This window comes from Paraplanobispora siamensis (genome assembly GCF_016863175.1).
Lineage (GTDB): Bacteria > Actinomycetota > Actinomycetes > Streptosporangiales > Streptosporangiaceae > Planobispora > Planobispora siamensis.
Window position 1 is genome coordinate 258,861 of sequence record NZ_BOOJ01000030.1, and the last position, 26,937, is coordinate 285,797.

The window sequence follows — 26,937 nt, forward strand, 5'->3', positions numbered from 1 at the left end:
TGAACACGGGTCACCGGGTCAGGCCCTCCGGGCGTCGAGCACGCTCTTGAGGAACTCGCGGGTCCGGGACTCCCGGGGATCGGTGAAGATCTGCCCGGGGGTCCCGCGCTCCAGGAGCACGCCTTCGTCGAGGAAGCAGACGGTGTCGGCGATCTCCCGGCAGAAGCCCATCTCGTGAGTGGTCAGGATCATCGTCATCCCGCTCTCCTTGAGCTCCCTGATGACGCCGAGCACCTCCGCGACCAGCTCCGGGTCCAGCGCCGAGGTGACCTCGTCCAGCAGCATCAGGCGCGGGCGGGTGGCCATGGCCCGGATGATGGCCACCCGCTGCTGCTGGCCGCCGGAGAGCCGGTCGGGGTAGGCGCCGGCCTTGTCCGCCAGGCCGAACCGGCCCAGCAGCTCGCGGGCCCGCTCCTCGGCCTCGGCCCGGCCGACCCCGTGCACCTTGCGGGGGGCCAGCGTGATGTTGTCCAGCACGGTCATGTGCGGGAACAGGTTGAAGGCCTGGAACACGATGCCCATGCGCCTGCGCACGTCGTCGGGGTCGGCGCGGACGTCGGTGATCTCCACGCCGTCCAGGTGGATCGTGCCGTCGTCGACGGTCTCCAGCAGGTTCACGCAGCGCAGCAGGGTGGACTTGCCCGAGCCGGAGGCCCCGATCAGGCAGACCACCTCGTGGGGCGCGACCTCCAGGTCGATCCCGCGCAGCACGGCGTGGTCGTGGTAGGTCTTCCAGAGGCCTTCGATGCGCAGCAGGCTCACGGGCTCTCCCGGCTTCTCCGTGCGGTCGCTCTCACTCGGACCCTCTTTCAACGGTCGCCCCCGCTCACTGGCCGCGCCGCCGCTGGGAACGGGCCGCCAGATAGTCGGTGAAGCGGGCCATCGGGATGGTGAGCGCGATGAACAGCAGCGCCGACACCAGATAGGGCGTGTAGTTGAACTTGCTCGCCGCGTAGATCTGCGCCTGGCGCAGCGACTCGATCACCCCGATCGTCGAGACCAGCGCGGTGTCCTTCTGCAGGGAGACGAAGTCGTTGAGCAGCGGCGGGACGACCCGGCGCCAGGCCTGCGGCAGCACCACGTAGCGCATGGTCCTGCCGTGGTTCAGCCCGAGGGAGCGGGCCGCGGCCCACTGGCTGGGGTGCACCGAGTCGATGCCCGCGCGGAACACCTCGGCGACGTACGCGCCGTAGGCGAGGGTGAGGGCGATGACGCCCAGCGTGATCTCGTTCGTCGGCGTGCCCTGCAGGTTGAGCGCGGGGACGCCGAAGCCGACCAGCAGGATCACCAGGAGCGTGGGCACCCCGCGGAACACGTCGGTGTAGGCCACCGCCAGGGCCCGCAGCGGGAAGAAGACCGGCGCGCGGAGGTTGCGGGCGAGGGCGACGAGCAGGCCGACGATCAGGATGAGCGGCTCGGCGATCAGGAAGATCTGCACGTTCGTCCAGAACCCGTCGACCACGTCGGGCCACGATCGGGCGAAGGCCTCGGCGCTGAAGAAGGTCTCGCGGACCCGGGGCCAGCCGGGTGAACGGGTGACCACCGCGGCCACCACGCCGAGGAAGACGATCGTGGAGACCGTGGCGATCGTGCTCGACCGCACGGCCCGGATCCGCCGCGACCGCTCACGCTGAAGCTGCCGCTCGCTCTTGACCCAGGTCGCCGGCGCGTTCTCCGCCCCGGAGGCCCCGGTCTCCCGCGCGTTCTCCGCCCCGGCGGCCCCGGTCTCCCGCGCGTTCTCCGCCCCGGCGGCCGGTCCGGACGACGGCTCAGCCATCCGTGCCCGCCCCGCGCCCGAGGCGCCCGGGGCGGGTCGCCTCGGCTCCGGCACGCCGGTGAGCGGGAGTGCCGTGGGTCACTTCAGCTCCGGCGCGCCGGCGGCCGAGCCGAGCCACTGGCTCTCGATCTCGGCGAGCTTCCCGGAGGACTTCAGCTTGCCGAGGGCCTCGTCGACGCAGGAGACCAGCCGGCTGCCCTTCTCGAAGACCATGCCGAACTCCTCCGGCGTGCCGCCGGAGGCGTTGAACTGGCCGACGATCTTGGAGTTCTCGACCTGCGCCGCGGTGACGTAGAAGGCGGTCGGCAGGTCCACCACGATGGCGTCCACCTGCTTGTTCTTCAGCGCGTTCACCGCGTCGACCTGCTGGCTGTAGACCTTGGGCTCGGCGGTGGGCTGGATGACCTCCTTGACCGCGTCCAGGCTGGTGGTGCCGACCTGCACGCCGATCCTGGCCTCCTTCAGCCCGGCCAGGTCCTTCGCCGAGGCGAACTCCGAGCCCTCGACCGCGACGACGGCCTGCTTGACCGTGTAGTAGCCCTGGCTGAAGTCGACGACCTTGGCCCGGTCGCCGGTGATGGAGACCTGGTTGACGTCGAAGTCGAACTTCTTGGCGCCCGGGGCGAACGCGGCGTCGAACGGGACCGTCTGCCAGACCACCTCGTCCTTGGTGAAGCCCAGCTCGGTGGCGACGGCGTAGGCGACGGCGCTCTCGAAGCCCTCACCGTTGGCGGGGTCGTCGTTCTTGAACCAGGGCTCGTAGGCGGGCTTGTCGGTGCCGATGGTCAGCTTGCCCGCGGTCTTCAGCGCGAGCGTGTCCTTGGCGCAGGCGGCGGGGGCCGAGGAGCCCGCCGGCGTGGAAGGGCTCGCCTGGGTCGCCGGCTCCGACGCCGGCGCGCAGGCGACCGCGGCCGTGGCGAGGGCGCCGAGCGCGAGCAGCAGTGAGTGACGAGCCATGACAGACCTCCAGGAAGAGCACGTGCTCCTGAATTCTATGTATTTACGGTCACGTTTAGGGATATGACCATCCACCGCCTACTCCCCGGCCGCGCCGTAACCTCCGCGGGACCGGGTACACCCCCGGAGAAGCCGGGCATGATGCGGAAAAAGCAACGAGGGTCCCTCCCGGAACCGGGAAGGACCCTCGCCGTGTCGGCGGTCAGGCCGCGACGACCTCGATGTCGAGGGCGGCGGAGACCTCCGGGTGCAGCTTCACGGTGACCCGGTGGGAGCCGAGGCTCTTGATCGCGGAGGCGATCTCGATGCGACGGCGGTCCAGCTGCGGGCCGCCGGCGGCCTTGACGGCCTCGGCGACGTCGCCCGTGGTGACGGAGCCGAAGAGGCGGCCGGACTCGCCGGCCTTCGTCTTCAGGATCACCTTCAGGGACTTGAGCTGGCCGGCGACCTCCTGGGCGGTGCCCAGGTCGCGGATCTCGCGGGCGTCGCGCGCCTTCTTGATCGAGGCGATCTGCTTCTCGCCGCCGCGCGTCCACAGGATCGCGAACCCGCGGGGGAGCAGGTAGTTGCGGCCGTAGCCGTTCTTGACCTCGACGATGTCGCCGGGGGCGCCGAGGCCGGTGACCTCACTGGTGAGAATGAGCTTCATCTGTCCGGACCTCCTTAGCGCGCGGTGCTCATGTACGGCAGGAGCGCCATCTCACGAGCGTTCTTGATAGCGGTCGCCACATCGCGCTGGTGCTGGGTGCAGTTGCCCGTCACCCGGCGCGCGCGGATCTTGCCGCGGTCGGAGATGAACTTCCGCAGCAGCGCGGTGTCCTTGTAGTCGACGTAGGAGATCTTGTCGTGGCAGAACAGGCAAACCTTCTTCTTAGGCTTGCGCAGTGCCGGCTTGGCCATCGTGGTGCTCCTTTCAGAGCCCCGCCGTACGGCGGGAATGGTCGCTCGGATACTGGACTGGATTGGGTGCGATCCCGGGCGGTCCCGCAGGACCGCTCAGACGATCAGAAAGGCGGTTCGTCGCTGAAGTCGCCGCCGCCGAAGCCGCCACCGCCGCCGCCCTGCTGGGGGCCGCCGTAGCCGCCGCCCTGCTGCGAGCCGCCGTAGCCACCGCCGCCGCCACCACCGCTGTAACCGCCGCCCTGGGGGGCGGGGCTGGCGGAGGCCCAGGGGTCGTTGGCCGGGCCGCCGAAGCCGCCACCGCCGCCGCCACCCTGACGGGCGGTCTTGTTGACCTTGGCGGTGGCGTTGCGCAGAGACGGGCCGACCTCGTCGACCTCGACCTCGTAGACCGTGCGCTTCTCGCCTTCCTTGGTCTCGTAGGACCGCTGGCGCAGCCGTCCCTGAACGATGACCCGCATGCCGCGCTGCAGGCTCTCGGCGACGTTCTCCGCCGCCTGCCGCCACACGTTGCAGGTCAGGAACAGGCCTTCGCCGTCCTTCCACTCGTTGGTCTGCTTGTCCAGGAACCTCGGAGTGGATGCGATGCGGAACCGGGCCACCGCTTGACCCGCGGGGGTGAAGCGCAGCTCCGGATCGTCGACGAGGTTGCCGACGATGGTGATCGTGGTGTCGCCTGCTGCCATGGCTGCGTTGCCCTTCCTGCGGCCTTCGCTGGTTCTCGGCTCAGAGTACGGCTGACGCCCGACAAAATGCCGGGTGTTTAGTGAGCGTCCGGACGCAGGACCTTGGTGCGCAGGATGCCCTCGTTGAGGTTCATCTGCCGGTCGAGCTCCTTGACCGTGGCGGGCTCCGCGGTCAGGTCGATGACGGCGTAGATGCCCTCGGGCTTCTTGGCGATGTCGTAGGACAGCCGGCGACGACCCCACACGTCGACCTTCTCCACGGTGCCGCCGTCATTGCGGACGACCGTGAGGAACTGGTCGAGGGAAGGGGCCACCGTGCGCTCATCGAGCGAAGGGTCGAGGATGACCATCACTTCGTAACGACGCATGCTGGCTTCCAACCTCCTCTGGACTGTTGCGGTCACGACACCGTGCCGTGACAGGAGGACGCTGACGTCTTCACCTCCGACGCCCATTTCGGCGCTCGGGTGGAGGGCGGCTTATAACACGCCCATGCGACGCAGCCACGCCAGCCTACCAGCCTGTCAATGGTTGGGCGGACGCCCCGGGGGAACCCCACTATCGAGGAATAGGGGGTGTGATCCATGTCGCACGTCATCCGTCCCGCCGGCCCGTCGGGCTCGAAACTCACCCTGAACACCGACGGCGAGCGGCACACCGTGCAGAACATCCTGAGCGTCGCCACACTCGGCCTCGGGCTGGTCGCCTTCGTCGCCGGGCTCTCCCCCGCCGCGCACGTCATCGCGTCGTGGGCGGGAGCGATCGGTTTCTTCGGCGGCCTCTACTCCCAGTACATCTCGGCGACCACGCCGGAGCGGTCGCTCAACGTCGTGGGCATCGTGGCCTCGTTCGTGGGCGCGGCCTTCGGCGTCTACCACGGCGGGTTCATGCCGTAGCAGACGCCGACGGGCCACGGGACCGGCCCACGGGATCGACCGCGATCGGCCGTGATCGACAGGGCCGGACGACGGTCTCAGCCCAGGTGCAGATCCACACCGAGCAGGACGAGGAACCACAGCAGGACCGCGAGGAGAGCCTCGGCGATGTCCTTGAGGAGCGCCGGGGTGATGTAGTCATGCACCCAGGCCACGTAGAGGCCGACCAGAATGTAGATGAGACCGAGCAGACTGATCCCTCTGCGGTAGTAAGCCATCGAACGACTCCTTGGGGGAACGGCCCGCGGGGGCGGGCGGTGGGGCGCGTCCTGCGACTGCCCTGAGACGGTGCCGCGAAACGACCTCGAGCGTGAGCGGGAAAGCGGTCCCGGGCGCGGACGGGAAACGACCCCGAGCGTGAGCGGGAAAACGACTACGCTCGGACACATGCCACGCATCGGAGCCCATGTCGACCAGGACGATCCGCTGGCCCACGCCCGGGCGCGCGACGCCGAAGTGGTGCAGTTCTTCCTCGGCGATCCCCAGGGATGGAAGGGCCCGGTCATCGGCGAGCGGACCCGGGACATCAAGGACTCCGACGTGGAGGTCTACGTCCACGCGCCCTACGTGATCAACGTGGCCACCTCCAACAACCGAATCCGCATCCCCAGCCGCAAGCTGCTGGGCGCGCACCTGGCCGCGGCGGCCGAGCTGGGCGCCAGGGGGCTGATCGTCCACGGCGGCCACGTCAACGCCGGCGACGACCCCCAGAAGGGCTTCGACAACTGGCGCAAGGTGTTCGAGCGCATGGAGGAGCACGAGGTCCCGGTGCTCATCGAGAACACCGCGGGCGGCGGCAACGCGATGGCCAGGAAGCTGGAGCGCATCGCCCGGCTGTGGGACGCGCTCGACGGCTTCGACGTGGGCTTCTGCCTGGACACCTGCCACGCCCACGCGGGCGGGGAGGAACTGGCCGACGTGGTCGAGCGGGTCATGGCGATCACCGGGCGGATCGACCTGATCCACTGCAACGACTCGCGCGACGCGTTCGACTCCGGCGCCGACCGGCACGCGAACCTCGGCTCGGGCCAGATCGACACCGCCCTCATCCTCGAGGTGTGCCGCAAGGCGGGGGCGCCGATCGTGGTGGAGACCCCGTCGGCCGGGCAGGCCGACGACATCGCCTTCCTCAGGAAGAGCCTGTGATCCACAGGCCCTGATCCACAGACCCGGTGGACAATCCCCAGCCTGTGGATAACTTCCCTGGATTATTTCCATCCCGAACGGGGTAAGGAGCTCGGCCGTACCGGGCGCCCGGCTCAGCCCACCCAGGCGCCCTCGGTGAAGACCACGATGTTGAGCGCCATCAGCGGGCCCAGCACCATCGCGTATCCGGCGATGACGGCCGTCCTCCAGCGCGGTCCCGGGGTGCTCAGGCGGGCCATGAGCAGGAAGAGCGGCCACCACAGCAGGGCCGAGCGCGGGATCGACAGATAGTAGGCCGAGCAGATCAGCGCCCCCACCTGAAGCCCGACATAGACGAACTCGCTCCACCGCCGCAGACAGAGCAGGACCAGCACGAGCGTCACCCCGACGACCGCCCCGGCGATCTCCAGCCGGAACGCCCAGGCGTACTGCCCCGTCCCCATCGCCGCGTCCCAGGTCGTGACGAACGACTCCCACGGCCAGACCATCGTCCGGCCCCACCCGGCCTCCTGCGCGTGCTTCCACGCCAGCCAGTCGCCCGTCCTGCCGTACTGGTAGGCCGAGTAGGCCAGCAGCGGCAGGAACGGCAGCGCCAGCCAGGGCGCCTGCCGTACCGGCCGGTGCTGGGCGACGAACTCCACGATCAGCGCGAGCGCCAGGAACAGGCCGGTGATGCGCACGCAGGAGGCGCCTGCGGCCAGCGCCGCGGCCAGTGTCCAGTTCCCCTTGCGGGCGGCCAGCCAGGCCGGGATGGCGAAGGCCAGGAACAGCGACTCGCTGTACCCGGCGAACAGGAACACCGCCATCGGCCACAGGAGCAGGGCCAGCACCGCCCGCCACCCGGCCCCGGGCGGTCCCTCGAACTCGGCCAGCCGCGCCAGCGCGACCACCGCGACCGCGCCCGCCACGAAGGAGATGACCAGACCCGCGATCGTCCAGTCTCCTGTGATCAGGTTCACCGCGCGCAGCACCAGCGGCATGCCGGGGAAGAACGCCGGCAGCCCCGGATCCGGGTCGCCGCCCGGGACGCCGTCGTACCCGTGCTCGGCGATGACGCCGAGCAGCTCGGCGTCCCAGTGCGTCCAGCGCTCCAGGAAAGGATCAACGTTCACTCCATGCAACGTCGCTCTCATCCCCACCAGCACGGCGGCGACGAGGATCCCCAGCCGGGACGTCGCCCACAGCACCAGCGCCCCGGCCGCGGCGGCGCGTTCCCGCTCGGGTCCGGGTACGGCGGCGCGTGGCGGCACGGCGGGGGCGGTCATGCTGTGCGCGTACCCGGGATCAGCCGAGCGCGATCCGGAACCGGTCGGGGGCGCCGTCGAAGACGCCGCCGGCCGTGTCGTCGCTCCCGTCCTTCCTGATGACGTCGTGCTCCGGTTTCAGGATGTCCCGGACCACGAACGCCATCATGATCAGGATGGTGATCGCGCGGCCCCACACCGCCGTGAAGTACGTGTCGCCCGCGATCCCCAGGTGGGCCTTACCCTCCTGCAGGCCCACCAGATAGAGCCAGATCGCGAAGAAGTACCAGCACTCGGCCACCATCCACAGCGCGATCGGCTTCCAGTTGGGGCGGGCCAGCACCGCGAAGGGGATCAGCCACAGGACGTACTGCGGCGACCAGACCTTGTTGGTCAGCATGAAGGCGGCCAGCGTCAGGAAGCACAGCTGCGCCAGGCGCGGCCGCTCCCTCACCGTCAGCGTCAGCACGGCTATCGCCAGGCAGAACGCGCCCAGCGACAGCACGCCCAGCGTGTCGAGCCGGTCGGGGTCGCCCAGCAGCGGCCAGCCCTTCTGGTTGAAGAAGTACCAGAGCGAGCCCCAGTCGGCCGGGCGCTCCTGGCTGAAGACGTAGAACCGCTTCCAGCCGTCGAAGGCGAGGATCATGATCGGGAGGTTGACGGCCAGCCAGGCGCCCACCACCCCGCCGAGGGTCTGCAGGAACGGCTTCCACCGGCCCGTCCGCCAGGTCAGCAGGAACAGCGGGCCCAGGAACATCAGCGGATAGAACTTCGTGGCGATCGCCAGGCCCAGCAGCACGCCGGCCAGCCACTGCCGCCGTTTGGACCAGGCGAGCAGCGCGCCCAGCGCGAGCGCGTTGGCGGCCAGGTCCCAGTTGATGTAGGCGGTGAGGATCAGGGCCGGGGCCAGGGCGTACCACAGCGCGTCCCAGCGGCGGGCCGGACCGGCCAGCGCGGCCATCATGAGCACGCCGACGACCAGGCAGATCGCCATGAGGATGACGGTCAGGTCGTAGAACGTGGTCCCGGCCTGCGTGCTGCCCGGGTCACCCGGGATGATGCGCCGGAAGAACTCCATGATCCCGCCGATGCCGACGGGATACTCGACCGGATAGTCGAAGTAGGGGACCTGCCCCTCGTTGAGCCGCTCGTTCCACCACAGCGGGTAGATGTCCGTGTAGCAGAAGTTCGTGAACTGCAGCGTGCCGTCGTTCCAGGCGGCGTTGAAGCGGCAGGGCCACTTCCACAGGTAGGCGAGGACCGCCCCCAGCCCTGCGAACAGGGCCAGGGGCACGTAGGGGATCGCGCGGGCGCCGAACCCGGGCAGCGGGTCCCGGACCGAGTCGATGCTCTTCATCAGGGCCGGCGGCCACTCGGTGCGGGGCTCGGCATGACCGCCGCTCCCGGAGCGGTACCGGAGCCGTCATCCTGCCCGGTGCCCACATTGTTGCCCTGCGTGTCGCACGAGCCGTCCCACGGCACGCACTCGCGGCCCTCGGGGGTGTCCCACTCGTTGCCGTTGCCGTTCCCGTTGCCGTTGTCGTTGCCGTCCGGCGGCCAGTCGAAGTCGCCGCCGTTGTCGTTGCCGAACGGGTCGGTGGGTGTGGGCTTGGGCGTCGGCTTGGGGGTGGCCAGGTTGTTCGGGCTGCCGACGCCGGCCTTCGGCGGGAACTGCTCGATCTCGTACTTCGCGGTCACCGCGGCCATGTAGTCGTGCCAGATCTGGGTGGGGGTGCCGCCTCCTCCGATGAAGGAGGGCATCTCCTCCTCCTTCCAGAGGACAGTCTTGATCTTCCGGTTCGGCAGGCCGTACTTGTCCACCTTGAGCCTGCGCTTGCCGTCCATGGTGTACGGCACGTCCTTGGACATGCCGACCGCGGTGACGAGCTGCGGGGTGTAACCGACGAACCAGGCGTCCTTGTAGCCGTTGTTGGTACCGGTCTTGCCGGCCACCGGGCGCGACCCCAGGTTCGCCGCGCCACCGGTGCCGCTCTTGACCACGGCCTGCATGGCGTAGGTCGCGTCGGCCGCGGACTCGGGGCTGATGACCTGCCTCTGCGGGCGCTGCTCCTCGATGAAGACGCCCTCGCCGACCTTCTTCACTTCCTTGACGGTGTGCCAGGGCACGTGCTTGCCCTCGTTGGCGAAGATCGAGTAACCGGCGGCCTGCTCGACCGCGGTGACCGAGGCGCTGCCGATGGTGACCTGGTACTTCTGCTCGTCGACGGCGTAGTCCACGCCGTTCTTGCCGCCGTAGCTGGGGTTGCCCTTGGCCTGCTCGCCGACCCCGGCCTCCTTGGCGATCCTGGCCACCTCCTCGAGGCCGACGGCGTCGCCCATCTGGACGAAGGCCGTGTTCACCGAGCTGGCCATGGCCTTGACCATGTTGATGGCGCCGAAGCTCTGGTTGCCCGAGTTCCTGATCTCCGTGGTGCCCGGCATCTTGATGGGGCTCTTGCCGTCGACGTAGCTCTCCAGGGAGTGACCGGCCTCCAGCCAGGCCGCCAGGACGTACGGCTTGAACGCCGACGCCGCCTGCTTGGTGGCGTCGAAGGCGCGGTTGTTGAAGTCCTTGGTGAAGTCGTCACCGCTGTAGAAGGCGAGCACCCGGCCGTTCTTGGGGTCCACCGTGGCCATCGTGGCGTGGATGGTCGGGTCCAGGCCCGCGGTCTTGGCGTTCACCACGTCCCTGGCGGTCTCCATCATCTTCTTGTCGAAGGTGGTGACGACCCGGAGCCCGTCGGTCTCCAGGGCCTCCTCCGTGATGCCGTACCTCTCGAGCTCGCGCAGGACGATGTTGAGCATGTAGCCCCGCAGGCCCTGGTTGATCTCGGGGACCTTGACCGGCGCGAACTTCAGCTTCTCGAACGGGGTGTCCTTGTACTTGCCGTAGGCGCCCGGGTCCATCAGCGCCATGCCGCCGAGCACGTACCCGTAGCGCTCCTTGGTGGCCGCGAAGTTCTTCTCCTTCTCCAGGACGTCGAACCTGCTCGGGTTCTGGATGCGGCCGGCGAGGTAGGCGGCCTCGGGAGCGGACAGCTCCCAGACGTCCTTGCCGAAGAAGGTCCTGGCCGCGGCCTGGATGCCGTAGGCGCCCCGGCCGAAGTAGATGGTGTTGAGGTAGCGGGTGAGGATCTCGCTCTTGTCCAGCTCGCGGCTGACCTTGACCGCGACGAAGATCTCCTTGATCTTCCGCTGGATCGAGACCTCCTTGGTGATGCCCTTGTAGTAGTTGCGGACGTACTGCTGGGTGATGGTCGAGGCGCCCTGCACCTGGGCGCCGCTGACGGTGCTCCACACCGAGCGGACCATGCCGGAGAAGTCGACGCCGCCGTCCTCGCGGAAGCTGCGGTTCTCCGCCGCGATCACCGCGTCCTGGACGTGCTTGGGGATCTTGTCGATGGTCACCGGGGTGCGCTTGACGCCCAGCCGTGCGAGCACGGTCTTGCCGTCGCCGTAGTAGATGATGCTTCCCCGGTCGTTCACCGTGTCCTGGGTGTCCTGGGGGACGGGGGTGTTGGCGTAGGCCACCGCGACCATGCCGAAGACGCCCGCGGCGAGGACCACGAGGCTCGCCATGACGATCTTCCAGCTGGGGACGAAGCGCTTCCAGCCCTGACGCCCGGGACCGCGGTCCGGGCTCTTGGGACCGTCGCCCTCGCCGCCGCGCCCGCCTCCGCCTCCGCCGCGGCCACCCCGGCCACCCCGGCCGCCGCGTCCGCCCCTGCCTCCGGCGTCACCTGCGCCGGACGGGGGACGGCCGTCTCCCGCGCCCGCGGCGAGCATGGCCTGGGTGCTCTCGAAGGCGGCCTCCTGACGGCGGCCGCTCGGACCGGTGTCCCGCTGACGCGTGCCATCCGGGCCCTGTCTACCGGGACCCTGCTGCCGGCCGGGCTGTGCCGGGCCCTGCTGACCGTGACCGGGCTGCCCCTGATCCGGCTGCCTCTGATCGGGCCGCCCCGGGACCTGCCGGCCGGGGGCCGTACCCTGCCTGGGCGCCGGAACCTGCCCCGGCCGGGGCGGGTGAGCCATGCCCGCCGGGCCGCCCTGCGGAGGGACGGGACCGCCGTGACGCGGGTCGGACCCCTGGACCGGCCGCCCCTGGGGCGGCTGCGGGACGCTCCTGCCCACACCGCCGGTTTGGCCCGGCGGGGGGGAGGGGACGGTACGGGGAGCGGCTCCTGGGTTCGAGCGACGGCGCCGCCCCTGGCGAGCCGATCCGTCCGGACGTTGCTGGCGTCCGCTCGGCTCCGGGTCATAGCTGTTGCTGTAACTCACGCGTCCTCGTTCGGTCATCGGTGTCTACAACGGCGTGCAGGCGGGTGAGATTACCTTCCGATCCCGGGAGATCTCAGCGCCTTGGCTCACTAGTAGCCGACCTCTTCAGGGGGATCTCCATTCCCACGGACGAGCGAGACCGTCAGGTTGCTCTGGGAGCAACCTTGGCAGACCTCTCCCATACAGACGTGGAATTCCCCGTATTCGCCAAGGGTCATGGGCGCGTGTGAACCACAGCTCACTACCGCTCCATGTGACCACATACGCGCCAGACTACGGCTTTTTAGCGTTTGCTCCCAACCTCTTGGGAAAGTCGTTGATTGCCGAGATATGTTGAGTCGACGTATCCTCCAGATGTATCGGCTCGATACATCGACACGAGAGGTGGTGGTTCCAGTGGCCGGTGGACGTGGTGGCGTGCTGGAGCTCGCCGTGCTCGGGTCGCTGCACGAGACTCCGTTACACGGCTATGAGCTGCGCAAACGACTCAATGCTCTCCTCGGAATGTTCCGGGCCTTCTCCTACGGCTCGCTCTATCCCTGTCTGCGCCAGCTGCTGACCGACGGCTTGATCACCGAGGAGGAGCCCGCTCCCGAGAGCGCCGCTCCCCTCACCGGCCGCCGGTCGAAGATCGTCTACAGGCTGACCGCCGAAGGGAAGGAACGACTGCAGGAGCTCCTCACCCAGGCGGGTCCCTCCGCCTGGGAGGACGAGAGCTTCGGCATCCACTTCGCCTTCTTCCGGCACACGGAGGCCGAGGTCCGCCTGCGCATCCTGGAAGGCCGCCGCAGCCGCCTGGAAGAACGCCTCGACGCCGTCCGCACCGCCCTCGCCCGCACCAGGGAACGTCTGGACAGCTACACGCTCGAACTCCAGCGCCACGGCCTGGAGTCGGTCGAGCGGGAGGTGCGCTGGCTCAACGAGCTGATCGCCACGGAACGGCGGGGGTCAGAGGAGCGCGGGACCGAGGAGAAGGCCGGAGAGAGCGGCGGGCAGCAGGCCACGCGAGAAGAAACACCCCGGACGTCCGCGTCCGGTACCGATGCTCCGGAGCGATCGACTGCTCCGGAGGACAACTGACCGATCAGAACAAGGGGAGCGAGTGCCATGGGTTCGGTGCGCGTAGCCATTGTCGGTGTGGGCAACTGTGCCTCGTCGCTCGTGCAGGGCGTGCATTACTACAGGGACGCCGACCCCGGTACCCGGGTGCCGGGCCTGATGCACGTCAAGTTCGGCGACTACCACGTCGGGGACGTCGAGTTCGTCGCGGCGTTCGACGTCGACGCCAAGAAGGTCGGACGCGACCTGTCCGAGGCGATCGTGGCCTCGGAGAACAACACCATCAAGATCTGCGATGTGCCGCCGCTGGGCGTCACCGTGCAGCGTGGCCACACCTTCGACGGTCTCGGTGAGTACTACCGCGAGATGGTCGAGGAGTCCGACGAGGCGCCGGTCGACGTCGTCCAGGTCCTCAAGGACAACAAGGTCGACGTGCTGGTCTCCTACCTGCCGGTGGGTTCGGAGGAGGCCGACCGCTTCTACGCCCAGTGCGCCATCGACGCCAAGGTCGCCTTCGTCAACGCGCTGCCGGTGTTCATCGCCTCCGACCCGGTCTGGGCGGAGAAGTTCACCGAGGCCGGGGTGCCGATCGTCGGTGACGACATCAAGTCCCAGGTCGGCGCGACCATCACCCACCGCGTGATGGCCAAGCTGTTCGAGGACCGCGGGGTGGAGCTGCTGCGCACCTACCAGCTCAACTTCGGCGGGAACATGGACTTCATGAACATGCTGGAGCGCAAGCGCCTGCAGTCCAAGAAGATCTCCAAGACCCAGTCGGTCACCTCGCAGATCCCGCACGAGATGGGCAAGGCCGACGTGCACATCGGCCCGTCGGACCACGTGCCGTGGCTGGACGACCGCAAGTGGGCCTACGTCCGCCTGGAGGGCCGCTCCTTCGGCGACACCCCGCTGAACCTGGAGTACAAGCTGGAGGTTTGGGACTCCCCCAACTCCGCCGGCATCATCATCGACGCCGTCCGCGCCGCCAAGATCGCCCTTGACCGCGGCATCGCCGGCCCGATCCTGTCGGCCTCCTCCTACTTCATGAAGTCCCCGCCGGAGCAGTACTCCGACGAGGAGGCCCGCGAGTACGTGGAGAAGTTCATCCGCGGCGAGGTCGAGCGCTGACGCCCGCCCTTTCCGCACCGAGCCCTCCGCCCCTGCCCGGGGCGGGGGGCTCTCCCGTTTTCCGCGGGTCTCGCCCGCGGGGACAGGACCGCCGGTCAGCGGGCGGCGGCGGGGAGGTCCGCGGGGTCGGCGGCCGGCCAGACGAGCGGGTCGGGACCCAGGTTGTCGAGGTAGGGCACCTGCTCGCGGCACCACGGGGAGATCGGCATGTCGTTGCAGAGCACGTCGTCGGCGAACTCCTTCCACGGCATCCAGCGCACGTCGTCGACCTCTTCGGGGTTGGGCGCGGCTTCACCCGAGACGACGGCCCGGTAGACCGGGCAGAGCTCGCGCTCGACGATGCCGTTGTCCATGACCGCCCGGTAGGAGAAGCGGGGCAGCAGGAGGTCGATCCGGGAGACCCGCAGACCCAGCTCGTAGGACAGGCGGCGGGTCACCGCCTCCGGGAGGGGCTCGCCGGGCAGGGGATGGCCGCAGCAGGTGTTGGTCCACACTCCGGGCCAGGTGAGCTTGTGCAGGGCCCGCCTGGTGAGCAGCACCCTTCCGTGCTCGTCGAACACGTAGCTGGAGAAGGCCAGGTGCAACGGGGTGTCGAGGCCGTGCACCTCGGACTTGGGCGCCGTACCGATCGCGTTTCCCGTCGGGTCGACAAGCACAACGCGTTCATCAGATGTCACTCGATCGAGGGTACGTGATCATGCAGGGTTATTACACCTGATCAGCGATACATGGCGAAAGGTGTGCATATGTCACATGACGTCGATATGCCTGCGCGTCCTGCGAAAACTCAGGGATGTTCCCGATGTCCCATGGGGGTGGCCACCGTAGGCTGATCGGGTGTCATTCGTATCCGATCTGCGCGTGGTCCTGCGGGGGCGGGACTTCCGGCGGCTGTACAGCACCCGCCTGGTCTCGCAGTTCTCCGACGGGATCTTCCAGTTCGCGGTGGCCGGGCTGGCGTTCTTCAGCCCGGAGCGCAGCACCAGCGCCGCCCAGATCGCCTCGGGCCTGGCGGTGCTGCTCCTGCCGTACTCCGTCCTCGGGCCGTTCGCGGGCGTGTTCATCGACCGCTGGTCCCGGCGGCAGATCCTGGTCGTCGCACCGCTGATCCGGGGCGCGCTCCTGCTGGCCGCCGCCGCCCTGCTCGCCTTCGACGCGCCCGAATGGCTCTTCTACGTCACCGCGCTGTGCGTGCTCGGTGTGAACCGCTTCTTCCTCGCCGCGCTCGGCGCCTCCCTCCCGCACGTCGTCCCGTCCGACCGGCTGATGGTGGCCAACGCGGTCACCCCCACCTCGGGCACCGTGCTGACCTTCGTCGGCGTGGGCGCCGGCTTCCTGCTCAGGAAGATCTTCGGGGCCGACGACCACGGCATCGCCGTGCTGATGGTCGTCTCCGGTCTCATCTTCGGCGTCAGCGCGCTGATCGCCAGGACGATGCGCCGTGAGCTGCTCGGCCCGGCCTACGACCCGAACCTGCCCCAGGCCCGCGAGGCCGTACGCCACGTGCTGAGCGGCCTGGCCGACGGCGCGCGGCACATCGTCCACCACCGGGCCGCCGCCGCGGCGATGGGCGCGATGGCGACCCACCGGTTCATGTACGGCATGTGCACGGCGATGCTGGTGATGCTCTCGCGCTACTACTTCGCCGAGAACGCCGAGGAGGCGCTGAACGCGGTGACCGTGGTGGTCGCCACGTCGGGGGTGGGCTACTTCCTGGCCGTGCTCGTCACGCCGTGGGCCACCGAGCGGCTGGGCATCGAGCGGTGGGTCCCCATCATGCTGGTCACCGCCGGGGTCCTGACGTTCGCGCTGTGCGCGCCGTTCCAGCAGTGGGGCTTCGCCGTCGGCGGCTTCATCCTCGGCATCGCCGGGCAGAGCATCAAGATCTGCGCGGACACGGCGGTCCAGCGGGACGTCGAGGACGCCTACCTGGGCCGCGCCTTCTCGATCTACGACATGCTCTTCAACGGCAGCTACGTACTGGCCGCCGCCCTGGCGGCGCTGCTGCTGCCGCCGAACGGCAGGTCGCTGCTCGTGCTCGGCCTCATCACCGCCGGATACATCGCGGGCGCGATCCTCTACCGCGTCGTCACGCCGCGCCGAGTGCCCGCGCCGCAGCCGTCATAGCGGTGGTGATCCGCTCCAGGTCGTCACCGATCGCGTAGGGCGGCATGGTGTAGATCAGGTGGCCGAACGGCCGGAGCCAGACGCCGTGCCGCATCACGATGTCCTGAATTTTCGAGACATCGACGGGAGCAGCGGTCTCGATCACCCCGATCGCCCCCAGCACGCGCACGTCCTTCACTCCGGGGAGGCCCGCGACCCCGGCCAGGCCCTCGGTCAGCCCCTTCCCGATCGAGGCGACCTCCTCGCGCCAGGGCCGCTCGGCCAGCAGGTCGAGCGAGGCCCCCGCGACCGCCGTGGCCAGCGGGTTGCCCATGAACGTCGGCCCGTGCATCAGCACCCCGATGCCCTCGGCCACCCGCTCGGTGCACAGCGTCGCGGCCAGGGAGAGATAGCCGCCGGTCAGCGCCTTGCCCAGGCACATGATGTCGGGCCGGATCCCGGCGTGGTCGCAGCCGAACAGCTCTCCGGTACGGCCGAAGCCGGTGGCGATCTCGTCGGCGATCAGCAGGACGCCGTGCTCGTCGGCCAGCTCCCGGAGCCCGCGCAGATAGGCCGGGTGGTAGAAGTGCATGCCGCCCGCGCCCTGGACGACCGGCTCCACGATGATCGCCGCCAGCTCGTGGGCGTGCCGGGCGACCGTCTCCGCCAGCCCGGCGAGATAGCCCGCGTCGTACTCCGCGGGCGGCCGGGGGGCGAAGACGTGCTGCGGCAGCGCCCCGGAGAACAGGTGGTGCATGCCGTTGACCGGGTCGCACACGGCCATCGCCCCGAAGGTGTCGCCGTGGTAGCCGCCCCTGACCGTCAGCAGGCGGCTCCTCCCGGTGAACTGGAAGGCCATCTTGATCGCGACCTCGACGGCCACCGAGCCGGAGTCGGCCAGGAACACCTTCGGCAGGCCGGTCATGTCCGCGAGCCGGTGCGCCAGCCGTACGGCGGGCTCGTGGGTCAGGCCGCCGAACATGACGTGCGCCATGTCCCCGAGCTGGTCCCTGACCGCCTGGTTGAGGCGCGGGTGGTTGTAGCCGTGGATCGCCGCCCACCACGACGACATCCCGTCGACCAGCTCCCGCCCGTCGGCGAGCGTCAGCCGTACCCCCTCGGCCCGCACCACCCGGTGCACCGGCACCGCGGGGGGAACCGCGGCGTAGGGATGCCACACGTGGTCGCGATCAAGACTCAGCACATCCACGCCGCCACCCTACGCGCCGGGCTCCGGCGGGGAAGGGGGTCAGGAGAGGATGCCGCTCTCCCTCGCCCAGGCGCGCAGGGCCTCGGTGGCGGCCTCCTTGCCGATGACGCCCTCGTCCATGCGCATGTCGAGCAGGAACTTGTAGGCGCGGCCGATCACCGGGCCCGGAGGGACGCCGAGGATCTCCTGGATCTCGTTGCCGTCGAGCTCCGGGCGGATCTTGCCGAGCTCCTCCTCCTCGGCCAGCCGGGCGATGCGCTCCTCCAGCTGGTCGTAGGTGCGCGACAGGGCCTGGGCCTTGCGCCGGTTGCGGGTGGTGCAGTCGGCGCGGGTCAGCTTGTGCAGGCGGTCGAGCAGGTGCCCCGCGTCGCGCACGTAACGGCGCACGGCCGAGTCGGTCCACTCGCCGCCGCCGTAGCCGTGGAAGCGCAGGTGCAGCTCGACCAGGCGGGAGACGTCGGCCACCACGTCCTTGGGGAAGCGCAGCTCCGTCATCCGCTTCTTGGTGATCTTCGCGCCGACCACCTCGTGGTGGTGGAAGGAGACCCGGCCCCCGGGCTCGTGGCGGCGGGTCTTGGGCTTGCCCACATCGTGCATGAGCGCGGCCCAGCGCAGGATGCGGTCGGGACCGCCCTCCTCCAGGTCGATGGCCTGCTCCAGCACGATCAGCGTGTGCTCGTAGACGTCCTTGTGCCGGTGGTGCTCGTCGATCTCCAGGCGGAGACCGGGCAACTCCGGAAGGACGTGCGCGGCGAGCCCCGACTGGACGAGGTGCCCCAGGCCCTCGCGGGGATGGGCGCCGCAGATCAGCTTGTCCAGCTCCTCGCGGATCCGCTCGGCGGAGACGATCTCGATCCGGTCGGCCATCGAGGTCATCGCGGCGAAGGTCGCCGGGTCCACGGTGAAGCCGAGCTGACTGGCGAAGCGGGCGGCGCGCAGCATCCGCAGCGGGTCGTCGTCGAAGGACCGCTCCGGCGGGCCGGGGGTGCGCAGCACCTTGGCGTGCAGGTCGTCCAGGCCGCCGTGCGGGTCGACGAACTCACGGCCTGGCAGCCGCAGCGCCATCGCGTTGACCGCGAAGTCGCGCCGGGCGAGGTCGCCCTCCAGCGTGTCGCCGTAGATCACCTCGGGCTTGCGCGAGCGGGGGTCGTAGGACTCGCTCCGATACGTGGTGATCTCCAGCAGCCAGTTGCCCTTGCGCGCGCCGACCGTGCCGAAGTCGATGCCGATCGTCCAGATGGAGTCGGCCCAGTCACGGATGAGCTCCAGGACCGTCTCGGGACGCGCGTCCGTGGTCAGGTCGAGGTCGTTGCCGATCCTGCCGAGAAGGACATCTCGGACGGAACCCCCCACAAGGGCGATCTCGTACCCCCGGCCGGCGAAGAGCTCACCGAGCTCGTCGACCACCGGGGCGATCTTCCGGAACAGCTCGCTCATGCCGTGCCGCTGGCTCTCAGTCAGATTTGAAAGGGACAAACCGGGTAGGTCCTTCGGTTAGGGATACGTTCCCTGCTGGGGATACGCCATGCAGCGATCACCAGGCTACGGTCGGTCAAGGGCCGGACGGAGCCGCGCGACGAGGCAAGGAGGACATACATGAAGGACGCCCTCGCGATCCACCGCTGGCTCCTCGCGCACCAGATCCATCATGAGATCGTACGCCTTCCACGCGCACTGACGTGTGCCGACGAACTGCCAGAGGTGCTCTCCGCGGACCCCGCGACCTGCGTGGGCGTCTCCGTCTTCGAAGTGACCACGAGGATCGGCCGCGAACCGGTGGCCGTCGTCTCGTCGGTCGACAACCCGCCCCGGCCCGGGGGGATCGGCGCCGCCCTGGGCGCCCGCCGGGTCCGCCCCGCCTCCGCCTTCACCGTCAACTCCGCCACCGACTACGCCGCCGGACTGGTCTGCCCGCTGCTGCTGCCCGACGGGCTGACCGTGCTGGTGGACGAACGGCTCGGCCAGGCCACCGGACTCGTCCACACCCCGACGGGCGAACGTCACACCGCGCTGCTCATCCGCGCCTCCGACCTGCTGCAACTCGTCTCCGGGAAGGCCGCCGACCTCTCACCGCCCCGGTCCAGGAATGAGGCAGTGACCGTCCAGCTCGCCGGATAGGCCATAGCATTACGGGCGTGCGCCGTTTCCGACCCATGGCCGCCCGGTGATCCGTAAGGCCGCGGCACTCGCCGTTCTCACCGCCACGCTGCTCTTCCCCGCGGCCGTGGCTCTTCCGAGTTCGGCGAGCGCCCAGACGAACGCGGCCGGCGCCGCGACGGGCACCGCGGAGCGGCAGAGCAGACAGAGCACGCACGTCGTGATCGAGTCGATCGGCCCGGAGGTGGCCCGCGAGCCGGCCGCCGAGATCAAGGTCTCCGGGTCCGTGGTCAACTCCGGCACCGAGACGCTGAACGGCCTGCGCACCCGGATGTACTACTCCTCGCAGCCGTTCGCCCAGCGTGCCCAGATGGCCGTCTATCTGACCGGGCAGGGCTTCCAGCCGGGCGCCTGGCAGACGGAGCGCTATCTTCCCCAGCCGATCCCGGCCGGGGGCAAGGTCCCCTGGGAGTACACCTTCACCCCGGGGGCGCTGGGCATCTCCCGGTTCGGCGTCTACCCGCTGATGATCGAGGTGATCGACTCCCTGGGCCGGCAGGTCGCCGTCCAGCGCACCTTCATCACCTACATGCCGCCCGGCCTCAAGGTTCCGCGCACCCGGCTGTCGGTGGTGCTGCCCCTCATCGACCAGCCGCGCCGGGCCGACGACGGCACCTTCCTCGACGAGGGCCTGCCCGCCTCCCTGGCCTCCGGCAAGCGCCTGGGCAACCTGCTCAAGCTCGCCCAGGACACCTCCTCCTTCGATGGCCTCACCTGGATGGTCGACCCCGCCCTGCTCGACGACGCGCGGGCCATGGGCCGGACGCACTGGTCGAAGTCCGAGGGCAAGGCCCGCAGCCGTCCCGGCGACCCGGCCACGGCGCAGTGGCTCGACGACCTCCGCTCCGCGCTGGCCGAGGTGCCCGTCGTGGCCACCCCGTACGCCGACCCCGACGTGGCCGCCCTGGCCCACAACGGCCTGGACGACGTCACCGGGACGGGCGTGACCACCGCCGGAAGGGTCGCCAAGGAGATCCTGGGCCGCGACGTCCCGACCAGCGTGGGCTGGCCGGTCGGCGGGATGATCGACTACGACGGCCTGGACCTCCTCGCCTCCGCCGGGGTGAACACCGTGCTGCTGGACGCGGCGAACCTGCCCGCCCGGCTGTCCCCTGACACCGCCACCACCTCCGCCGGCACGGCCACCGCCGCCGTCCCGGTGACGACCCCCGACGCCGTGGCGACCCTGCACAGCGTGAGCGGCCCGGTCAAGGCGCTGGTAGCCGACGCCGTGCTGAGCGAGGCCCTCGGCGCGGCGACCTCCGCCCCCGGCGCCGCCCAGCTCAACCGGCAGCGGTTCATCGCCGAGACGGCGATGATCAGCGCCGAGCCGGTCACCGGGCCCAGGACCGTGGTCGTCGCCCCGCCCCGGCGCTGGTCCCCCGATCCGGCCTACGTGTCGGGACTGCTGGAGACGGCCGCGCGCCTGCCGTGGCTGGATCCCACCCCGCTCGACGAGGTACGGCCCGCCAAGGCCGCCACGGCCCGCGGCGAACTCGCCTACGCCGAGCAGGACCGGCGCGAGGAGCTCGGCAAGCAGTACATGGGCAGCGTCAGGCGGGTCGGCTCCCGCGCGGACCTGACCGCGGCCGTCACCGTCGACGAGGACTTCGACGCCTTCGACATGGCGCTGCTGCGGTTGTCCTCCTCGTCCTGGCGGGACAGGACCGAGAACGCCAAGCCGTACGTCGAAAGGGTCCAGGAGACGATCGACGCCCACATCGCCAAGGTCTGGATCACCGGCAGCGAGCTGTCCCAGCTCCGCACGCTGGCCGGTAACGACGGCGAGGTGCCGATCAGCGTCCGCAACGAGGTGAAGAGCGAAAAGGGGGTCAAGGTCAGAGTCAGGGTCACCTCGCAGGCGCCCAAGCTGCTGAAGATCGAGCCCTACGAGGACGAGATGACCATCCTCAGCGACCAGATCGAGACCATCAGGATCCCGATGACCTCCGAGGGCAGCGGCCAGACCACGATAACGGTCCAGCTCACCACCGACGACGGCCGCAAGTACGGCCAGAAGGTCAAGCTGGTCGTGCGCACCACGGGTTACACCGGGTTCGCCCTGGTCATCGTGGGGGCTGCCCTCGTGGTGATGCTGGCCGCCGTGGTCATGCGCGTCCTGCGCCGCCGGGGGGCGCGCCGCGTCGCGGCGGCCGCGCCGGCCCGGCAGACGGCCGTCCCTGCCGGGAACGAGTCCTGACCCCGGAGTCTGAAGCAGTGGAACCAGCAATCGGCCGGAGAACGGAAGGACGCGCATGAGCAGGCTCCTGCGGGCCAGCGCCATCATGGCCGCGGGGACGATGGTCTCCCGCGTCACCGGCTTCGTCCGCACGGCGGTGCTGGTGGCCGCCCTCAGCAGCGCCCACATGGGCGACGCCTACACCATCGCCAACGCGATCCCGTTCATCCTGTTCGACTTCCTGCTGGGCGGGGTCCTCAGCAGCGTCGTGGTCCCGATGATCGTCCGGCGGCAGAAGGAGGACCCCGACGGCGGCCGGGCCTACGAGCAGCGGCTGATGACGCTGGGCACGATCGCGCTGGTGCTGCTCACCGTGGGGGCGGTGCTGCTCGCCCGGCCGTTGATCGGCCTCTACACCGACGACGGCTGGAGCGAGAGGAAGATCGAGGTCGCGGTCATCCTGGCCCAGTTCGTCCTGCCGCAGGTCGCCTTCGTCGGCATCGGCGCGCTCGCCGGGGCGATCCTGAACACCCGGGACCGCTTCGCCGCGCCGATGTGGGCGCCGGTGCTGAACAACATCGTGATGATCGGCGTCCTGGTCCTGTACTACGTGACGGCCGGCGAGGCGGGCGCGGACGTCGACCGGGTGACCGACGCCGACCTGGCCCTGCTCGGCCTGGGCACCACCGCGGGCATCGCGGCCCAGTGCCTGGTACTGATGATCTCCCTGCACCGGGTGGGGTTCCGCTTCCGGCCGCGCTTCGGCCTGCGCGAGGCCAGGCTCGGCGAGATGGGCCGGGCCGCGTCCTGGACCTTCCTCTACATCGCCATCACCCAGTTCGGCTTCCTGGTCACCACCAACCTGGCCTCCGGGGCGGGTGACGAGGCCCCCGGCGGTGGGCCCACCGCCTACGCCAACGCCTTCCAGCTCTTCCAGCTCCCCTACGGGGTCATCGCGGTCTCGGTGATCACCGCGATGCTGCCCCGGATGAGCCGGTCGGTGGCCGAGGGCGAGCTCGCCTCGGTCCGCGAGGAGTTCGCCTCGGGCGTGCGCCTGGTCTCGGTGCTGCTGGTGCCCGCGGGGCTGCTGCTGATGGTGCTCGGCCCCGCCATCACCGTGCTGATCTACTCCTGGGGCAACAACGACCTGGACAACGCCGTCTACATCGGCAACGTCCTGCAGGTCTTCGGGGTCGCGCTGGTGCCCTTCTCGATCTTCCAGCTGCTGCTGCGGGTCTTCTACGCCTTCGGCGACACCCGCACGCCCGCCTTCGTCGGGATGGGCAACACGCTGGTGAACGTCGCGCTCAGCCTCGCCGTCGCCCATTTCCTGCCGGCGCAGTACGTCGTGATGGGGCTGGCCTTCTCCTTCACCGTCTCCTACGTCGCCGGCACCGCGGTGGCCTGGACCCTCGCCTCGCGCCGCGCGGGCGGACTGAACGGGCGGGTGGTGGCTGGCGGGCTGTCGCGGATGTACACGGCGGCGATCCCGGGCGCGCTGATCGCCCTCGGTGTGCTCTGGCTCACGCAGGAGCTGACCGCCCTGAGCCCGCTCAGCGCGGCCATCATGCTCGCCGCCGGAGGCGGGGCGGGCATGCTCGTCTACCTGGTGGTGGCCCACCGGGCGCGCATCCCCGAGGTGAGTTCGCTCGTTGGAATGGTGGCGGGACGGGTACGTCGGTAACCCAGAGGTTTCGCTCGTTCGTCAGAGAAGGACAACACGGGTGGAACCACTGCGGCACTACCATGGTGCGACGCGTGTGGTGACATGCGGCTAATGGAAGCAGGAGGGCGTGGGCGGATCCACCCGGCATCGTGTGAGGCGTCCCGGCGTGCCCGCAGGGCGCGACGCTGACGCGTTCCCAGTTTCGGAGGAGTCATGAGCACCTCCGCGATAGAGCCCGGCGCGAAGCTGGCCGAGAGGTTCCGACTCGTGGACCGGGTCCACGAGTCGGGCGGGGCCACGCTCTGGAAGGCCATGGACGAGGTGCTCGCACGCCCCGTGGCCGTCCATACCTTCGCCCCGGACTTCCCCCGGCTGAACGAGGTCGTGACGGCCGCCCGCTCGGCCAGCAGGCTGACCGACCCCCGGCTGACCCAGGTCTTCGACGCCACCGAGGACGACGGGCACTCCTACGTCGTCAGCGAGTGGGTGAGCGGAGACACCCTGACCGACCTGGTCGGCACCGGATCGCTGGAGCCCGAGCGGGCCGCCGCCCTGGTCGCCGAGGTCGCCGAGGCGCTGGCCCACGCCCATGACGCCGGCATCCCCCACCTGTGCCTGACCCCCGACCACGTGGTGTGGACGGCCGGCGGCACGGTCAAGCTGCTCGGTCTCGGGATCGACGCCGTCCTGGTCGGCGTGGCCGACGACAACATGCGGGTCGACGACGCCTCCCGCGCCGACGCCGAGGGCCTGGGCCGCCTGCTGTACGCCGGGCTGACCGGCCACTGGCCGGGCGAGGACACCTGCGGGCTGCCCGTCGCGCCCACCGACGACGGGCGCTTCTGCACGCCGCGCCAGGTCACCGCCGGCGTACCGAGTTACCTCGACACCATCACCTGCCGGGCGATCCTGCCCGAGAGCAGGCGCGGCCTGACCCCGCTGACGACCCCCGCGGAAGTCGCCGAGGCCCTGGAGTCGGTGCCCCGGCCCACCCCCATGCCCGTGCCGCCGCCGGCGGCGCCCCAGTTGACCGCCTCCCGCTCCGAAGGGCTGGACGTCGCGCCGCCCACGGCGCAGCGCCCGGTCACGCCGATCCCCCGTCACCACCACCAGCACCAGGCTCCGGCCGGTGGAGGGGGGATGCTCGGCAAGGTGGCCATGGTGGCGGTCGTCCTGCTGGTGATGACCGCGGTCGGGCTGGGCGCCTGGACGCTCGGCCGCAATCTCGGCAACAACGGGACGCCGCCCGCGGACGCCACCTCCAAGCCCAGCTCGTCCTCGGCCCCGTCGGCCACCCGCGAGGTGAAGTCGCTGTCGGCCTCGGGCTTCGACCCGCTGGGCGACAACGACGAGCAGAACAAGCGCGCGGCCGACGCGGTGGACGGCAAGTCCTCCACCGACTGGCACTCCGAGACCTACGACTCGGCCGACTTCGGCCGGCTGAAGACCGGTGTCGGCCTGATGATCGACATGAAGGAGAGCGTCCAGGTCAAGGAGGTCCAGATCGACTTCGGCGGCACCTCGGGCGGCACGGTGGAGCTGCGGGTCGGCTCCTCCAAGAGCGTGGACGGCACCGACGTGGTCGACAAGACCTCCGACGTGGGCGGTAAGAAGACCTTCACCCTCGACTCGCCGAAGAAGGGCCGCTATCTCTTGATCTGGTTCACCGAGGTCCCCACCTACCAGGGCAGATACCGAGGTCAGGTGAACGAGGTGAAGGTGCTCGCGGTCAAGTGACGACCGTGTGACAGATGGTGCCATACCAGTGTGATTTGCTCTGGTTTACCCGGCTTCTTGCCGATCATCGGAGATTTCGTGGCACCATCTATCCCGTAGTGGTGTTCTCCCGGATCGGCATAGCAGGACTCTCCTTGTGAATTCCCCACCCGAGACCCCGCCGGCGGCGGATCAGCAGGCAGGACGGACGACCGTGTCCGACGCCGACCTGCTGAACCGGCACATCGCCGGGGATCCACAGGCTTTCAGTGAAATAGTCAAGCGGCATCGCGACCGCATGTGGGCGGTCGCCCTGCGCACGCTGGGCGACCCCGACGAGGCGGCGGACGCCGTACAGGACGCCTTCGTCTCCGCCTACCGCAAGGCCGAGAGCTTCCGCGGCGAGGCGGCGGTGACCACGTGGCTGCACCGCATCGTGGTGAACGCCTGCCTGGACCGCATGCGCAGGAAGTCGGTGCGCCCCGTCGCCGACGACGAGCTGATCGAGGCCGCCGAGCGCGAGACGCCGGTGCCCGACCAGACGACCGAGCGCGAGGTCTCCATGGAGGTCTCCTCCGCGCTCAAGCTGCTGCCCGCCGACCAGCGGGCGGCGTTGGTGCTGGTGGACATGATGGGCTACTCCGTCGAGGACGCAGCCCAGGTCCTCCAGGTGCCCAGCGGCACCGTGAAAAGCCGCTGCGCGCGCGGCCGAGCCAAACTTGTCCCAATTCTTTCGCATCTGCGGAACCGATCTGACCTATCTCGCGTCTCATCGGCGAAGGGAGCAGAACTTCGTGACGGGTGATACGCACTACGACCTGGAGATCCTGGCCGAACTGGCCGAGGGTCTCCTCGACGCCGCCACGGCTCTGCAGGTTCGCGAGCACCTCGCGATCTGCGATCCCTGTGGCGAGAGCCTTGCCGATCTCGCAGCGGTCCGCGAGATGCTCTCGGGGACTCCCACCCCGGCGATGCCGATGGGAGTCGCGCTCCGGATCGACCGTGCGCTGGCCGCAGAGGCCGAGAGCTTGCGTGGAGGTGGAGTGGGGCTGGTGGAAGCACCGGCCTGGGACGACATAATGCGCGACGCGCCGTGGGAGACGGAGACCCCGTCCCTCCCTGAGCCGGAGCCGGTGCGGCTGGGGGTCGTCGGCGACGACGGCACCGTCGTCCCGGTCACCCCGGCCAGGCGGCGCAAGGCCGCCGCGCGGCGCCGGTGGGCGATGCCCGCCGCCGCGGCGGGAGTGGCGGCGGCGGTGATCGGCGCCACGGTGGTGACGACCAGCATGCTGTCCGCGTCGGGAGGACCGAGCACCAATCCCATGATCGGTGTCCAGGCCGACGCGGCCCCGCCGAAGTACCAGCTGACCGACAGCAACTGGAACTACACCGACCAGGAGCTCAGCGGTTCGCTGCTGGGCTACATCGGCCCGGTGAACGCCGGTGGCACGACGGAGAGCTCGAAGATCGACCAGTGCGTGCGCCAGGTCGCCGCCAGGGTCGGCACGGCTCCCTTCGCGGTCGACCAGGGCTTCTACAACGGGCAGGAGGCCAACGTCATGGTCTTCTGGCACAACCAGGCCAAGAACCAGGTGCTCGTCCACGTGGTGGGCCCGGAGTGCGACCAGGTGCGCGAGCCCGCCCTCGCCCGCTGGAAGTAACAGCCTCGGCAGGGCCCGGCACGGATCCCGTCCGTGCCGGGCTTTTCCGTGTGCGGCGCCCGGGGTTTCCGGTGGCGGCGCCCGGGTCTTTCGGCGTGCGGCGCCCGGGTCTTTCGGCGTGCGGCGCCCGGG

25 protein-coding genes are annotated in these 26,937 nt (G+C 69.8%); 11 read left to right on the forward strand and 14 right to left on the reverse strand.

Translation table 11 applies throughout. The features are described from left to right. Positions 1-18: 18 nt before the first annotated feature. The 7 genes from Psi01_RS18700 to rpsF form a co-directional block, all read right to left on the reverse strand. Positions 19-762, reverse strand: coding sequence for an amino acid ABC transporter ATP-binding protein (locus Psi01_RS18700; protein WP_275424556.1), 744 nt, complete (start codon positions 760-762; stop codon positions 19-21). A gap of 64 nt (positions 763-826) precedes the next feature. Beyond that, complete coding sequence (locus Psi01_RS18705; protein WP_204065303.1) at positions 827-1,777, reverse strand: amino acid ABC transporter permease; 951 nt, start codon at positions 1,775-1,777, stop codon at positions 827-829. A gap of 78 nt (positions 1,778-1,855) precedes the next feature. Then, entirely contained in the window at positions 1,856-2,734 is an 879-nt protein-coding gene (locus tag Psi01_RS18710; protein WP_204065304.1) for an ABC transporter substrate-binding protein, read from the reverse strand. 202 nt (positions 2,735-2,936) lie between these two features. Next, a complete protein-coding gene (gene rplI / locus Psi01_RS18715) occupies positions 2,937-3,383 on the reverse strand; it encodes a 50S ribosomal protein L9 (RefSeq protein ID WP_204065305.1) in 447 nt (148 codons plus the stop codon). A gap of 14 nt (positions 3,384-3,397) precedes the next feature. After that, on the reverse strand, positions 3,398-3,634 hold the full coding sequence (rpsR, locus tag Psi01_RS18720; protein WP_012895699.1) for a 30S ribosomal protein S18: 237 nt from the start codon (positions 3,632-3,634) through the stop codon (positions 3,398-3,400). A 104-nt stretch (positions 3,635-3,738) separates the two neighbouring features. Beyond that, the gene (locus Psi01_RS18725) at positions 3,739-4,320 is read right to left on the reverse strand and encodes a single-stranded DNA-binding protein (RefSeq protein WP_204065306.1); all 582 of its coding nucleotides are present in this window, start codon (positions 4,318-4,320) and stop codon (positions 3,739-3,741) included. 77 nt (positions 4,321-4,397) lie between these two features. Continuing rightward, entirely contained in the window at positions 4,398-4,688 is a 291-nt protein-coding gene (rpsF, locus tag Psi01_RS18730; RefSeq protein ID WP_203872549.1) for a 30S ribosomal protein S6, read from the reverse strand. Between the two features lie 216 nt (positions 4,689-4,904). Here rpsF and Psi01_RS18735 point away from each other — a divergent pair, with 216 nt between their 5' ends. Further along, entirely contained in the window at positions 4,905-5,216 is a 312-nt protein-coding gene (locus Psi01_RS18735; RefSeq protein WP_204065307.1) for a hypothetical protein, read from the forward strand. Positions 5,217-5,293: 77 nt separating this feature from the next. Here the strand turns inward: Psi01_RS18735 and Psi01_RS18740 are convergent, their stop codons facing one another. After that, on the reverse strand, positions 5,294-5,473 hold the full coding sequence (locus tag Psi01_RS18740) for a hypothetical protein (RefSeq protein ID WP_204065308.1): 180 nt from the start codon (positions 5,471-5,473) through the stop codon (positions 5,294-5,296). A 169-nt stretch (positions 5,474-5,642) separates the two neighbouring features. On the opposite strand from Psi01_RS18740, the gene Psi01_RS18745 reads away from it, so the two are divergent. Then, positions 5,643-6,401 (forward strand): deoxyribonuclease IV, encoded by a 759-nt coding sequence (locus tag Psi01_RS18745; RefSeq protein WP_204065309.1) that lies wholly within the window; start codon positions 5,643-5,645, stop codon positions 6,399-6,401. Positions 6,402-6,514: 113 nt separating this feature from the next. On the opposite strand, the gene Psi01_RS18750 is transcribed toward Psi01_RS18745, so the two are convergent. The 3 genes from Psi01_RS18750 to Psi01_RS18760 are packed head-to-tail and all read right to left on the reverse strand — an operon-like array spanning position 6,515 to position 11,224. Beyond that, positions 6,515-7,666: a putative hexosyltransferase gene (locus tag Psi01_RS18750; RefSeq protein ID WP_204065310.1), complete on the reverse strand. Its 1,152-nt coding sequence runs from the start codon at positions 7,664-7,666 to the stop codon at positions 6,515-6,517. A 19-nt stretch (positions 7,667-7,685) separates the two neighbouring features. Beyond that, a complete protein-coding gene (locus tag Psi01_RS18755) occupies positions 7,686-9,002 on the reverse strand; it encodes a glycosyltransferase family 87 protein (protein WP_204065311.1) in 1,317 nt (438 codons plus the stop codon). Then, on the reverse strand, positions 9,002-11,224 hold the full coding sequence (locus Psi01_RS18760; RefSeq protein WP_204065312.1) for a transglycosylase domain-containing protein: 2,223 nt from the start codon (positions 11,222-11,224) through the stop codon (positions 9,002-9,004). The genes Psi01_RS18755 and Psi01_RS18760 overlap by 1 nt, the downstream gene beginning before the upstream one ends. Positions 11,225-12,319: 1,095 nt before the next feature. Between Psi01_RS18760 and Psi01_RS18765 the strand changes: the two genes are divergently transcribed. Both Psi01_RS18765 and Psi01_RS18770 read left to right on the forward strand, forming a co-directional pair. After that, positions 12,320-13,003 carry a PadR family transcriptional regulator gene (locus Psi01_RS18765; protein ID WP_239127823.1) on the forward strand — a complete coding sequence of 228 codons (684 nt, stop codon included), beginning with the start codon at positions 12,320-12,322 and terminating at the stop codon, positions 13,001-13,003. Between the two features lie 27 nt (positions 13,004-13,030). Beyond that, on the forward strand, positions 13,031-14,110 hold the full coding sequence (locus tag Psi01_RS18770; protein WP_204065313.1) for an inositol-3-phosphate synthase: 1,080 nt from the start codon (positions 13,031-13,033) through the stop codon (positions 14,108-14,110). Between the two features lie 95 nt (positions 14,111-14,205). Here Psi01_RS18770 and idi read toward each other — a convergent pair whose 3' ends face one another. Beyond that, a complete protein-coding gene (gene idi, locus Psi01_RS18775) occupies positions 14,206-14,787 on the reverse strand; it encodes an isopentenyl-diphosphate Delta-isomerase (RefSeq protein WP_204065314.1) in 582 nt (193 codons plus the stop codon). 160 nt (positions 14,788-14,947) lie between these two features. Here idi and Psi01_RS18780 point away from each other — a divergent pair, with 160 nt between their 5' ends. Next, positions 14,948-16,237, forward strand: coding sequence for an MFS transporter (locus Psi01_RS18780; protein ID WP_204065315.1), 1,290 nt, complete (start codon positions 14,948-14,950; stop codon positions 16,235-16,237). On the opposite strand, the gene Psi01_RS18785 is transcribed toward Psi01_RS18780, so the two are convergent. Continuing rightward, positions 16,200-17,420 (reverse strand): adenosylmethionine--8-amino-7-oxononanoate transaminase, encoded by a 1,221-nt coding sequence (locus Psi01_RS18785; RefSeq protein WP_204065345.1) that lies wholly within the window; start codon positions 17,418-17,420, stop codon positions 16,200-16,202. The genes Psi01_RS18780 and Psi01_RS18785 overlap by 38 nt on opposite strands. 45 nt (positions 17,421-17,465) lie before the next feature. Continuing rightward, entirely contained in the window at positions 17,466-18,863 is a 1,398-nt protein-coding gene (locus tag Psi01_RS18790) for a CCA tRNA nucleotidyltransferase (RefSeq protein ID WP_204065316.1), read from the reverse strand. A gap of 159 nt (positions 18,864-19,022) precedes the next feature. Between Psi01_RS18790 and Psi01_RS18795 the strand changes: the two genes are divergently transcribed. The 6 genes from Psi01_RS18795 (at position 19,023) to Psi01_RS18820 (ending at position 26,805) form a co-directional block, all read left to right on the forward strand. Next, the gene (locus Psi01_RS18795) at positions 19,023-19,544 is read left to right on the forward strand and encodes an aminoacyl-tRNA deacylase (protein ID WP_204065317.1); all 522 of its coding nucleotides are present in this window, start codon (positions 19,023-19,025) and stop codon (positions 19,542-19,544) included. 46 nt (positions 19,545-19,590) lie between these two features. After that, positions 19,591-21,783 (forward strand): DUF6049 family protein, encoded by a 2,193-nt coding sequence (locus Psi01_RS18800; protein ID WP_204065318.1) that lies wholly within the window; start codon positions 19,591-19,593, stop codon positions 21,781-21,783. A gap of 55 nt (positions 21,784-21,838) precedes the next feature. After that, positions 21,839-23,446: a murein biosynthesis integral membrane protein MurJ gene (gene murJ, locus Psi01_RS18805; protein WP_204065319.1), complete on the forward strand. Its 1,608-nt coding sequence runs from the start codon at positions 21,839-21,841 to the stop codon at positions 23,444-23,446. A 195-nt stretch (positions 23,447-23,641) separates the two neighbouring features. Beyond that, positions 23,642-25,165, forward strand: coding sequence for a protein kinase family protein (locus tag Psi01_RS18810; protein WP_204065320.1), 1,524 nt, complete (start codon positions 23,642-23,644; stop codon positions 25,163-25,165). A gap of 136 nt (positions 25,166-25,301) precedes the next feature. Continuing rightward, positions 25,302-25,949, forward strand: coding sequence for an RNA polymerase sigma factor SigM (sigM, locus tag Psi01_RS18815; RefSeq protein WP_275424561.1), 648 nt, complete (start codon positions 25,302-25,304; stop codon positions 25,947-25,949). After that, positions 25,939-26,805, forward strand: coding sequence for an anti-sigma factor family protein (locus Psi01_RS18820; RefSeq protein ID WP_204065321.1), 867 nt, complete (start codon positions 25,939-25,941; stop codon positions 26,803-26,805). The genes sigM and Psi01_RS18820 overlap by 11 nt, the downstream gene beginning before the upstream one ends. Positions 26,806-26,937 lie beyond the last annotated feature (132 nt).